Origin of the sequence: Cytobacillus sp. (genome assembly GCF_032154635.1) — a bacterium.
Taxonomy (GTDB): domain Bacteria; phylum Bacillota; class Bacilli; order Bacillales; family Cytobacillaceae; genus Cytobacillus.
The window spans coordinates 1-11933 of record NZ_JALDXW010000066.1; the positions used below are offsets into that span (position 1 = coordinate 1).

At 35.1% G+C, this 11933-nt stretch carries 16 protein-coding genes; 3 read left to right on the plus strand and 13 right to left on the minus strand.

Annotation, left to right across the window (positions count from 1 at the left end; translation table 11 throughout):
• Nucleotides 1–529 precede the first annotated feature (529 nt).
• The 3 genes from RUH74_RS23220 to psiE all read right to left on the minus strand — a co-directional run bounded on the left by RUH74_RS23220 (nt 530) and on the right by psiE (nt 2879).
• Complete coding sequence (locus RUH74_RS23220) at nt 530–1672, minus strand: DUF4179 domain-containing protein (protein WP_313804961.1); 1143 nt, start codon at nt 1670–1672, stop codon at nt 530–532.
• Entirely contained in the window at nt 1669–2235 is a 567-nt protein-coding gene (locus tag RUH74_RS23225) for a sigma-70 family RNA polymerase sigma factor (RefSeq protein ID WP_313804964.1), read from the minus strand. The genes RUH74_RS23220 and RUH74_RS23225 overlap by 4 nt, the downstream gene beginning before the upstream one ends.
• A gap of 242 nt (nt 2236–2477) precedes the next feature.
• Nucleotides 2478–2879, minus strand: a complete 402-nt coding sequence (gene psiE / locus RUH74_RS23230) for a phosphate-starvation-inducible protein PsiE (protein ID WP_313804967.1) — start codon at nt 2877–2879, stop codon at nt 2478–2480.
• 196 nt (nt 2880–3075) lie between these two features.
• Between psiE and RUH74_RS23235 the strand changes: the two genes are divergently transcribed.
• Together RUH74_RS23235 and RUH74_RS23240 are read left to right on the plus strand one after the other, a co-directional pair.
• Nucleotides 3076–3573 carry a DUF6985 domain-containing protein gene (locus RUH74_RS23235; RefSeq protein WP_313804970.1) on the plus strand — a complete coding sequence of 166 codons (498 nt, stop codon included), beginning with the start codon at nt 3076–3078 and terminating at the stop codon, nt 3571–3573.
• 178 nt (nt 3574–3751) lie between these two features.
• Entirely contained in the window at nt 3752–5158 is a 1407-nt protein-coding gene (locus RUH74_RS23240) for an MDR family MFS transporter (protein ID WP_313804973.1), read from the plus strand.
• A 253-nt stretch (nt 5159–5411) separates the two neighbouring features.
• Here RUH74_RS23240 and RUH74_RS23245 read toward each other — a convergent pair whose 3' ends face one another.
• The 7 genes from RUH74_RS23245 to RUH74_RS23275 form a co-directional block, all read right to left on the minus strand.
• The gene (locus RUH74_RS23245) at nt 5412–5663 is read right to left on the minus strand and encodes a hypothetical protein (RefSeq protein ID WP_313804976.1); all 252 of its coding nucleotides are present in this window, start codon (nt 5661–5663) and stop codon (nt 5412–5414) included.
• Nucleotides 5644–6159: an RNA polymerase sigma factor gene (locus RUH74_RS23250; RefSeq protein WP_313805002.1), complete on the minus strand. Its 516-nt coding sequence runs from the start codon at nt 6157–6159 to the stop codon at nt 5644–5646. Before RUH74_RS23250 ends, RUH74_RS23245 begins: the two co-directional genes overlap by 20 nt.
• A 16-nt stretch (nt 6160–6175) precedes the next feature.
• Nucleotides 6176–6547, minus strand: a complete 372-nt coding sequence (locus tag RUH74_RS23255; protein ID WP_313804979.1) for a group-specific protein — start codon at nt 6545–6547, stop codon at nt 6176–6178.
• A 184-nt stretch (nt 6548–6731) separates the two neighbouring features.
• On the minus strand, nt 6732–6998 hold the full coding sequence (locus RUH74_RS23260; protein ID WP_313804982.1) for a hypothetical protein: 267 nt from the start codon (nt 6996–6998) through the stop codon (nt 6732–6734).
• Between the two features lie 166 nt (nt 6999–7164).
• Nucleotides 7165–7503, minus strand: a complete 339-nt coding sequence (locus RUH74_RS23265) for a DnaJ family domain-containing protein (protein WP_313804985.1) — start codon at nt 7501–7503, stop codon at nt 7165–7167.
• Nucleotides 7504–7616: 113 nt separating this feature from the next.
• Nucleotides 7617–8162 (minus strand): GNAT family N-acetyltransferase, encoded by a 546-nt coding sequence (locus RUH74_RS23270; protein ID WP_313804988.1) that lies wholly within the window; start codon nt 8160–8162, stop codon nt 7617–7619.
• Entirely contained in the window at nt 8156–8938 is a 783-nt protein-coding gene (locus RUH74_RS23275) for a class I SAM-dependent methyltransferase (RefSeq protein ID WP_313804991.1), read from the minus strand. Before RUH74_RS23275 ends, RUH74_RS23270 begins: the two co-directional genes overlap by 7 nt.
• A gap of 245 nt (nt 8939–9183) precedes the next feature.
• On the opposite strand from RUH74_RS23275, the gene RUH74_RS23280 reads away from it, so the two are divergent.
• On the plus strand, nt 9184–9522 hold the full coding sequence (locus RUH74_RS23280; RefSeq protein WP_313804994.1) for a hypothetical protein: 339 nt from the start codon (nt 9184–9186) through the stop codon (nt 9520–9522).
• A gap of 83 nt (nt 9523–9605) precedes the next feature.
• Here the strand turns inward: RUH74_RS23280 and clpP are convergent, their stop codons facing one another.
• The 3 genes from clpP to RUH74_RS23295 all read right to left on the minus strand — a co-directional run.
• On the minus strand, nt 9606–10187 hold the full coding sequence (clpP, locus tag RUH74_RS23285) for an ATP-dependent Clp endopeptidase proteolytic subunit ClpP (RefSeq protein ID WP_313804996.1): 582 nt from the start codon (nt 10185–10187) through the stop codon (nt 9606–9608).
• Between the two features lie 17 nt (nt 10188–10204).
• Nucleotides 10205–10897 (minus strand): sigma-70 family RNA polymerase sigma factor, encoded by a 693-nt coding sequence (locus RUH74_RS23290; protein WP_313805005.1) that lies wholly within the window; start codon nt 10895–10897, stop codon nt 10205–10207.
• 298 nt (nt 10898–11195) lie between these two features.
• A partial coding sequence (locus RUH74_RS23295; protein WP_313804999.1) for a Cof-type HAD-IIB family hydrolase occupies nt 11196–11933 on the minus strand: 738 nt, incomplete at its 5' end.

Consider the following 11933-nt stretch of genomic DNA (forward strand, 5'->3'; position numbering starts at 1 on the left):
ATTCCCATGATGAAGGACTTTCCCTCACGTTTTTCTTTCAAGAAGGGACTTCATTCACCTGATGAACGACCTTTTTCCCTTTTTCCACTCGCGAAAGGTTCTTCATTCCCACGATGAAGGACTTTCCCTCACGTTTTTCTTTCAAGAAGGGACTTCATTTACCTGATGAACGACCTTTTTCTCTTTTTCCACTTACGAAAGGTCCTTCATTCCCACGATGAAGGACTTTCCCTCTCTTTTTTCTTTCAAGAAGGGACTTCATTTACCTGATGAACGACCTTTTTCTCTTTTTCCACTTACGAAAGGTCCTTCATTCCCACGATGAAGGACTTTCCCTCTCTTTTTTCTTTCAAGAAGGGACTTCATTCACCTGATAAAACCCTTTTCCTATTTCGATCAAGAAATGTCTATATAACTTCATTAAAGATCCATCCCGCTGTTTAACACTTGTGTTACTAATAAGACTTTATTATAAAAACAAAAAAAAACAGCAGGAAAATCCCTTTTCCCCTGCTGTTTATTCAGAATTTTAATTTGACTTGTTATTTTCGAGTTTCTCGCCAGATGAGAAGTCATCAATATCAATAACAATATCTTCTAAAACAAATTCTTCTTTTCCTTTGCCTGTCTTTTCAGGGATTGGAATTTCCTTTGTCCCATCTTTTGTGATTTCGACTGAGCCAAAATTCTCTGGTGTATGCTCTCTTAAAGAAATATAAGGCGTTATAAATAATTTTGATGCATTCTCATCTAGTTTTTCAAATGTCTTACTCAAGCTCATGTTATAGCCGTCACCTGAACCGCCATTTCCTTCACCCGTATAACTGTTTCCTAGATCATCTTTTATTTCTATTTCAACATCTACGGCATGCCATTTGTTTCTTACTTCTTGGGAAATGATCTGATCGTAATAAACGATAAATGACATCGGTGAATATGCTAGTTTTTCGATATTCACCTTTACTCCGTTCTTTTCTGAACTTCCCTTACTAACTACTTCTTTACTTTCCGTTGCTTCAAGAGCTAAAGCAAAATTCCAGCTTCCCTTTATTTCTTTAAAATCCTGATCTGGTAAAGTGATGCTGTCAATTTCCCACTTAATTTTAGCAAGATCCTCTTGATCACGATCAAGATTGCTTGCAGTTACAATGCCTACATAATGATGATCATCCACTTTTGAAATATGTGCACTACCTGATTGACTGCTAGCTCCTTTTATATCCAAGTGATCTTCTAATATTGGATCTGTACCTAAGTCATGCTCCGTTTCGATTGAATAAGTTAATGAAACTGTTTTTCCATCAAAAATTGCATCATTGAGCGTCACTTTAATGCCGTTACTTTCATTTGTCATATTGATCTCGGTTGAATATTCTTTGTATACATCATAAAGACCTGTACGGCCATTATCCAAGAACCTAAAAATATCACCAATTACAGGGATACTGCCCGCGTATGCCGGCAGCGTTAATCCGATGGTTGTCAGTGACAAGCCGCATAGAATGGCTGCTGCAGCTACACTCTTCTTCCATCCCATTCTCTTTTTCTTTTGGCGGATTGATTTTTTCAGTGCTTTTTTTACTCTCGTCTTTTCCAGTTCATCCACTTCGCTTTCTACAAATTCAGTGTCGTCCATATCTATATCATTTAATAATTCATAAATATCCTTCATACGAGACTCCCTCCAAGATCAAGGTTTGCTGCTTTTAAATGCAGCTTCTTTTTCCCTCGATAAATTCGATTACTTATTGAAGATTCGGTTAATCCAAGTTTTTTTGATATTTCTTCAGTTTTCATACCTAAGAAGAATTTCATGATAAAAATTTCCTTGTCGACAGGTTCTAATTGATTAATTAACTGGATTACTTCCGCTTTATCTTCCAAAATTACTAATTCATCCTCTGCTGATTTCTCAACAGTCTCCTCAATGATATCTCTAGAAAATTCCTTTTTATTACTCGTACTTCGGTAGTAATCAATGGCTTTAAATTTAGCAATTGCGCAGATCCATTTTCTAAAATCAATAGCATCCCCTTGAAATTTCTTGGAATGGTTCCATATTGATAGAAAAATATCGTTAACACATTCTTCAATGATTCCTTCATTCTGAAGCGGGGATAGCACCTTATAGGCAATCCCCTTTATTAATGGCAAATATTTATCAACGATAAACTCTAACGCATCTTCTTTTTGACGCTGCAACCGCTGGATAAAATTGTTTTCATTACATATCATGACTATTCCCCTTATACTTTTGTAAAAGCTTTTACATCCTATACAACGTATAGAAATAGATTTTTTCTCACAAAATAAGAAAATATTTATTTTAACTTGAATTATGCATCTGTGGTCAACATAATTACAAAATAGCCATTCCACTATAAAAAACCTGTCCATTTATAAATGAACAAGGCTCCTCGTTAAAATGTCTATCTAATTTTTTTGCATAAAATCCGTATTAAATGGAAGTAGCAGATTTAACTTCTTTCACGCGGGGTCATATGCATCATATAATATCCTAAAATTAACACGAATATTACAAATGAATAGAGTAATGTATTCAGCGGACTTTCATGGTCGACGATAATTAACCTAATCATAGCGGTAATGCCAATGTATATAAAATATCTTAAGGGGAAATGATAGTTCTCCTTAAAATACTTCACAATCATTGATATAAATTCAAAATACAAAAAGAAGATTAGTATATTGGCAAGAAATAGCTTATAGTCATTGCTCTCATTATTGAATAGCATTTGAATAAAAATAATTAGCTCCTTTACGAGTAACACAGATAAAATGCCTGCTAAAATAACTAAAGAAATATTTAAAATAACTTGTAAAATTACTGGGATCAGCTTTATATTAAATCTCATCATTATACAGACCTCTCTCAACCTTCGTTCCTATATTTTATAAAAGAATAGGTACAAAAAAATAGCATGTTTTAGTTAATTTTATGTAAACATACTTTAAATCCACTATTTTATAAAACGAATGGCTTCTACTTGTAAAACTTTTACTGAGGGACTACCATAATTAGGAAGAACCATTTTGTAATCAGGAGTGTTATTAATGAGAGAAATAAATCATGAATTATTAGGTAGGTTTCATTTCGAAGAAGAACAATGCGTATGGAGGCAGGTAAGAAAAATAACGATATTTAATAAGGGATTTGAAGCAACTATTGATTTTCTGGAATATGATGAAGAATTCGAACAGGTCGTAGAATTTGAAGAAGATACAAAAGGATATTTCCAAGAAGAACAAGTTGAAGCTCTCATGAAATTTCAGGAAAAAAAGCATGAAATTATCACAAAGCTAGAATATGCCATATTTGATTATTACCAAAATAATTGTGAGGCGTTCGATGGTCCAAGGATTAAAAATAAAAACGAGATTGGCAGCTTTTTAACGGATATGGGCATATTCATTGCAGACAGAGAAGAAGCTGGCTTAAGAAAAATAGGGATTACTTTCGAATGCAGTTGGGACCCGGGGCACGGTTTAGGCATTCTACTCAAAAACGAAGAAATAGCTGCCGTAGGAACGATAGATGATGCGATTGTTTAATTTTAAAAGATTTAAGATAACAAAGGAAATTGATCATTCATAATCTATTATTTTCTTTATAAAGTCTATTAAGGTTGTTTAAAAACGATTTTTCCAATAAATTTTTTCAATAAAACATGCTATACTATATAATGCATATTCATCACCTTCCAATTCTCTGCAATTGGAAGGTTTTCTATTGACGAATCAAGTAAGAAAAGAGGAGAAAAAATTGAATAACGAAACAAAGCATACATCCGTTATTGTTGCCTTGCTGATCGCAACCTTTCTAACAGCAATCGAAGGCACAATTGTCAGTACGGCTATGCCAAAAATTGTAGAAGATTTAGGCGGTAGTGAGCTATATACGTGGGTAATATCTGTTTATCTCTTAGCTACTGTTATCAGCACACCCGTATTTGGGAAACTCGCTGATTTATACGGCAGAAAGCTTATGTTTACCATCGGAACAATTATTTTTCTCATTGGTTCTATGCTTTCAGGGTTGTCACAATCGATGGAACAACTCGTTCTATTCCGATTAATTCAAGGGATCGGGGCCGGCGCCTTAACAACGATACCCTTCACTATTATTGGAGATGTATTTGAATTTAAACAGCGAGCGAAGATTCAAGGGTGGATCAGCAGTATGTGGGGAATTGCAGGAATTGCAGGTCCACTTGTCGGCGGGTTTATTGTTGACACCATCTCATGGCATTGGATTTTCTATATGAATCTGCCATTTGGAATCATTTCACTCATCCTGCTATGGGTTTCTTTAAAAGAAAAAATTGAAAAGAAAAAGCAAGTAATCGATTATGCTGGGATTCTCATGTTTGCCATATGTATGACATCGTTCTTATACGCGCTTACATTATTAAAGGAGCACAAACAATTAACCGGGAGTATCACTGCATTCCTTGTTGTTGCTCTCATTGGTCTTTGCTTATTTATTTGGATTGAAGCAAAAGGGAAAGAGCCCATGCTGCCACTTTCTCTATTTAAGAATCCGCTTATTACCGTTTCAAATATTGCCGGATTTTTATTAGGCTTTATTCTTGTAACCGTTACGTTTTACATTCCTTTATGGGTTCAAGGCGTAACGAACTTAAATGCAACCTATTCTGGAATCGCAATGCTTCCGATGTCTGTTACATGGCCAATTGGTGCAATCTTTTGCGGAAAATGGTTAAGTAATAAATCGATTGCCCATGTTACCCTAATTGGGACTTTAGTGATTATTCTCAGCTGTACCGGCTTTGTATTCTTCCAGACAAATACGCCAGTGCCAATCATGATGGTAGTTACCGCATTTATTGGAATCGGTTTTGGGTTAGCCTTTACCGCCTTTACGGTTGCCGTGCAATCAGCTGTTGAATGGCATCTGCGTGGTGCTGCGATGGGTTCCCATAATTTAATGAAAAACTTAGGTCAAACAATCGGAATCGCCGTTTCTGGTCTTTTGCTAAGTGATCAGCTAAAAGGACCTGCATTAGAATCAAGCTTGCACTCTGTATTTATCTTACTCGTTATCCTAGCCATCTGTTCATTCGTTGTAACAAGTGTGCTCATCAGAAAAAAAGAGTCTGAGCTTGCAGTCAGATAACGGGGACAGATAACGGGGACAGGTTCCTTGTCCCATTTACTAAAAAAAAATGGATGGGACAAAGAGCCTGACTCCTCGTTCCATCCATTTTTTTTATAATCTTTCAACGAAGGAACCCTCTCTCTTAATTTTTTTACGATAACATATAGATAATACTTATCACTCTTGGATTGAAAGACCATTTAGCATCCCCTATCAAAATAGTAATCACAAAATCAGCAAATGTTAGCTGTGAACTTTCTCTAGAATTTTTTTAAAGAAAAAAGAATAGCTGTATAATTGAGATTGCTGCCATCCCCATAAGTGGTGCCAATTTTAATACAGCCACCCCTGCTGCTGTTGAAATAAGAGGCTCGATGGGGTCTTTCGCAGGTGAGGCTAGAAAATTGATTAATCTCTCCCATCTTTTCCCCTTAGGCTTCATTTGAAAATCAGGAATTTCCACATGATATTCGTCCAATTTTTTACGAAGATGAAGTTCCTTTTTAAAGGGATCGTGATTCATTAAAATCACCCTCCAGTTCTACTTTTAAACTTTGGATTGCTGTGTGTAATCTCGATTTGACCGTTCCTTTTGGTATGCTAAGTATTTCTGCAATTTCTTCATGTTTCATATCGTGATAATAGAATAAAAGAATAACTGCGCGCTGTTTACCAGGGAGACTTACAATAGCTTCCCGAATGGTCAGCCGATCTGTATGGTTTAGTTCATCTTTTGTAATTGGTGCTAGAAAAGGCATAAACGATCGCCATTTTTTCCGCCGGTTTAATTTATCTATCAATAAACGGTATGCTATTTGAAAAAGATAAGATTTAATTTTACCTTTGCCTGGATGATAATGATGTTTGTAATGCTGAAGCTTTACAAATGTATCTTGTACGATATCGATCGATAATTGCTGATCCCTTGTATATCGATAAATAAACGAATATAAAGCAGGCTTCAAAAGGGTATAAATGCCTCCCAATGCATCATTATCTCCATTTTGATAAGCAATCATTAACTCATCTGCACGCTCAATCAATTTGATCTCCCCAGCGCTCTTTAATCGCCTTAAGCGTTAGTGATACTCTCGAAATTAAGTAAATCATCGATACAAGTGTCCATACTTGTGCTTGATTCGTGAAAAACTGGACAAAAACATTCTCAACCGTTTGGCCATATGAAATTAATAGATTTAAAACTTGAACACATATGATGGAGTATATCGCCAGGCAGAGCGTAAGTGTATCAAAAACATTCCATCGTAAATATATTTTCGTTTTCTTAAAATTAATTTTACCGTTCTCACGCACAATATGTTTACGATCCATTGGAATCGCAATTGCTAATAAAAGCACCATGATCACTCCACCAAAAATTAAAGAAATAATCCAGCCAGTATCCATTATAACAACCCCTTTTCTCTCTTTACTTAACTTTACATACGCGAAGAGGAAAAGGTTCATTTTTTAGTTAAAATTTTTCCTTTTAATGAATGCCGCTATGGACCATTTTTCATCTCTACCATTAAATACACTGAATATAGGTTAGGATAAAAAATCGGTTATACAGCCATTTAAACCTTTTGAACTAACTTTCTATCAATTTTACATGATATTTCTTTTTGAAATAAAACAATATAGCTAATATGACTTGAAAAAGAGGAATAACTATTGCCCAAGGAAAACGTGGAGTCCCACTTAAATACCAGGCATTCGGGTACAGTAAAATGGTACTGATCAACATGAGTATCCATGATCGCTTTATAAGTGCATATATAAAAAGGGTGAAAGATGCAATAAGCAATGGATAAAATAGCTTCAAAGTACCTAATAAGATCCCCATAAACTTTTCCATCGTATACCCCCAAAAAATTTTAGCAGCTTCTAATTAAACGGAAATACGTTTGAAAATAAGCCGCTTTCGGTTTAAAAAATAAATCACTCCTAATTTCAGGAGTACGAATGTAAATCCATTTAACCGCTTTTCAAATAGACCAAACTGTAAGAACCTATCCAATCATTCACCAAATTTTCTTATACTTTTCAATATGCTCCAAGCTTATAAGTGCCTTTTGTAAAGGATGAGGACAAATCTTATTGTATTTTTTTATTTTTTTATTAATCTCTTCCACATCATTATTTGTTTTACACGAGTGGACTAATTGTGAGATTTCCTTTTGCAGCTTCACCCATTGTGGTAAATATCCTGCATCTTTCGCAATTTTCTGAAAGTGTTGAAATGTGTCCATCTGCAAATAATCTTTAGGTAACGGCTTTCCTTTCCCTTTATTTTCAAAATGATCTTTCTCACCAGCACGCTGCAAAATCTCACCAATTAAATCATTATATTCCATGTTCATGTAATCTCCCCCTACTATTAAAATATTGGACAGAGGGACAGGTTCACTGTCCCATAAACAAAAGGATCAAACATGGAAACCCTACTCCTCATCCCATTAGAAATATGAAAACATCACTCTTTAAATCTTCCCATAATCATTGTATTGTAATAGTTTCCATCAGAGAGGATTTTGTCCTTCTTTAAGATCCCTTCAACTTCAAATCCAAGTTTTTGATAAAGTTTTATCGCTTTTTCATTTGTTTCCAAAACATTTAAGGTGATTTTTTTTATTCCATTAGAGTCTGCCCAAGAAATGGATTCGTTTAGAAGTTTTTTCCCAATCCCATATCCCCAGAACTCTTTTAATATGCAAACACCAAATTCCACCTTATGAGAAAGCCTTTTTAATTGATTTCCTTCGCATCTCGAAAATCCTACAATCCGATTACAAACCTCCGCTACTAGAAAGAGGTTTTTGCTATTTTCTGTATCAGTTTGAATTAGTTGTTCAAACCCTGCAGCATCTATGAAACCCTCCCCCTTTTCTCGATCTAGATTCTCGGTTTCACCATCAATTTGTACTCTAAGATCAGACAGTTCTTGAGCATCTTTAATAGTTGCGGATCTTATAATATAATTGATTCCTCTAACTTCAATTTCTTGTTTTATTGTTAGCATGATAAATCTCCTGTTTTTTTACAAACATATACCATTTCTGTACTTTTAGCTGTAATCGGCGTTTTATTCCAATCTTGATAAACAGATACGATTTCAAAACCATGTGCAGATAATAAGCGTTCCATTTCTCTTGGAAACACATAGCGCAATCTTATATTTGTCTTTTTTTCACCAATCATTAATCCTTCTATATTCTTCTCCCTTCTTATCGTTATATAATGTTGTACTTGAGCAAGAGGATCATAGTCACTTATCGTATAAACATCCACTGTATTCTTCGTTTCTTTATCTATATATGTCTTCCAATATTCCTCCGTACTTGGCTGGAGCAGTTCCTCAACACTTGGAAACCGTGTGCCAAAAATAAATATTCCTCCTAACTTTAAATGCCTATTGACAGATTCCAACAATCCATCCTGTTCTTTATTTGATAGAAAATGCTGAAATGAGTTGCCGACTGTATAAATAAGATTGCTTTTGATATTTAAATGAAGGTTCGTACAATCTTGTTCTATCCATTCAATTGGCAAGTGCAGATTCTCTGCTTTTCTCTTTGCTTCAGCTAGCATTCCCTTATGAATGTCCACACCGATTAGTTTGTATCCTTTATTCGCTAGTGGGATCGTTACTCTCCCAGTTCCGCATGCCAGATCAATTATGATCCCGTCAGTTTTCGCAGCCCATTTCATTAGGAAAGGAATGTCTTCTTTATACATCTCATTTTCACTATCATAGCCTTTTGGATCATCATATTCTTCAAAATTATCGGCTTGCATAAAACACACCCCTTTTCCCTAAATTTTACCACACATTCTGACATTTATTTTTATAACTTTATAAAACAATTACTCTTCATGCGTTCTTTAAATAGGGATTCTTTGTTAGAGTGAAGATATTTACTAAATATACATTCTAGGATTTTTTATTAACCTCTTTAAATTTTAATGACAGCCATTTGCTCACCAAACTGTAAATATCCAAAGTGCTTTATGGTAAACTCATTTTAAGGGGGATTCTACAAGTGAATACTATAAATATTGTAATGATGATATATGTGATTTTTATAATAACAGCTATATTTTTAAGCTTTAAATATGCTTCCACTAGGATTAAAAGAACAGGACTATTTCTGCCAAAAGCCCTTATTGCGGGAACAATTTACTTAATATTAAGTGTATTCGGGGCACTAGGATGGTTCTTCTTCTCTTGGAAAATTAACGAATTTTTATTTTTTGGTGGTTTAGTTTTAGGCTTAGGTTTTTTTATTACGGGCGAGGTTATATTGCTTACAATCTTTTTTTCAAAACGTAAAAAATGGATACAAATATATCATGCTAGCTTAAATGGGGACAGTAATTAAAAAAAGAAGCCACAGTGGTGGCTTCCTTGCATTTTACCTGCAAATCAACTTTTAGCTTTTCTATAGGCTACTATTAAACTACATTATTTCTTTGTGATTATTTTATCAATAATCCCATATTCCAGCGCTTCCTCGGCGGTCATATAGAAATCACGGTCACTATCTTTAGCGATTTTTTCAACTGGCTGTCCTGTTCGATTGGCAATAATTCGGTTGACATGATCCCGAAGTTTGAGAATCCTTCTTGCCGATATTTCAATTTCTGTTGCCTGCCCTCTTGCACCGCCAAGCGGCTGATGGATCATAATCTCGCTGTTTGGAAGGGCAAATCTTTTCCCCTTCGTACCAGCGATAAGCAGCAATGCTCCAAATGATGCAGCCATCCCCATACAAATGGTGCTTACATCTGGTTTAATATATTCCATCGTATCAAAGATTGCAAAACCAGCAGTTGTCGAGCCGCCAGGGCTATTAATGTATATGGAAATGTCTTTTTCCGGGTTATCCGCTTCCAGAAACAATAGCTGTGCAATGACACTGTTCGCTACTTGCTCATTAATTTCTTCTCCAATAATGATAATTCGATCCTTCAATAGACGTGAGTATATGTCATAAGAGCGTTCCCCACGATTGGAATGTTCAATCACATATGGAATTGTTCCCATTAAAATTCCTCCCTTTATTATGCAGCAATACAATAAAGGTCAAGAGGAGATTGAGAAACTCTTTTCTTAGCAAGCTTTTGGACGTCTGCCACTGAAGGAAGATCAGATACATACTCAATTAATACAGAAGGGTCTTCAGATTTTAAGGATTGATATATTAGATTACCTACCATTTCCCGTTCTTCCTCACACCAATAGGAATCCACTGATTGCAGATTTGTCTCCTTCTCCAGCCGCTTCCTTGTTCTATGAGTAAGTGCCTTCACTGCCATTTCCGTTGTATCCAGTAAATCTGCAATTTCCTTTGCTTGGTAGCTGAAAGCTTCTTTCAATAAGAAAATAATCGCTTGCTTTGGTGTTAACTTTTTTACTAAAAGCTTTACTGTATCTTGCAGTTCATCAGCTATGAATGCATCAAACTTTCCTGATTGCTCCTCGAGCACGCCGACAACTTCGCGTTTTCTTTTTCTAGTGGTGTCAATCCATTGATGGTAAGCGATTTTGTTCAAAAGTGCAGGACTTATATCTGAAGAATGATAATGCTGGATCGCTTTTAAGACAGATTCCTGAACAAGATCTTCAGCATCCCATTTGTTTTTCGCCAGAAAACGGCAGTACCGGAAAAGACCTGGATACAGCTGATTTAATTGATTACTTCCTTCCTCTATCTGAACCCTTTCATTGGCAAACACGCTTTTATAAGAAACCATTCTATTCACTCCTTTTGAACCTCCTTGCCTTTATAACGGATGCAGGAGGGAAGAAAGATACGGGTATGAAAAAAATTTTAATCTAATTGTTCTCATTCCATTTTGAAGAATGTTTTTAATTTAAAATCTACGGCAAATAAAGTTACATCGACTTCTTCCATAGCTTAGAACAATCAACTACATGAAATACTGTATGAAGGAACTTTCTCATTTCGAATCTCTTCATACCATATGATCCATTCTTTCCTTATTTGCTAATGATTTGAAATAAATTTACTAAACTTATCTAAACGTTCAATTAGATTATTTGTAGAGTTTTTAATGCATATTCTACACCTTCACTGTCACAATCTTTTGTAACAAAATCTGCAACAGCTTTAAGCTTTTGATTGGCATTGCCCATTGCTATGCCAAGACCTACAAAATTTAATAAATCAATGTCATTTTCTCCATCCCCAAAAGCTATTGCTTCTGATGGAAGATAGCCAAAATAATTTAGAATATATTTTGCGGCAATCGACTTTGATACATCTGTTTGCAGTACATTTGCAATATATGGATGCCACTGCTGAAATATTAAGTTTGGAAAAGTCTTTTGATAGATTTGTATCGTTTCACTGCTCCCATACAAACACATTAAATAAATTTCTTTATTTACAATGTCTTCATCTATTTCTGGATATGCATTAAGAGACAATGTTTGTTGCAGTGAACGCAGTGTCATTTCATTATGTACATCATTCATATTTAGTTTTTCTGTAAAGTAAGATAGCGAATGTCTATTTTGCTTAGCAAATTGATGGATATTATTTACCGTTTCCTTATTTAGAATAGATTTATATATGACCTCGTCTTTAAATTTCACATAAGCCCCATTCGCCGTTATAAAACCGTCGATCCCCAAAGATTCCAATTCCTTACACATCGATAAAGGCCGACCTGTTGCACCTATGACAAGAATATTTTTCTCCTTTAATCGTTGAATAGCCCTTTTTGTGGCTTCAGAGATCTTCCCCAATTTATAATCAATCAATGT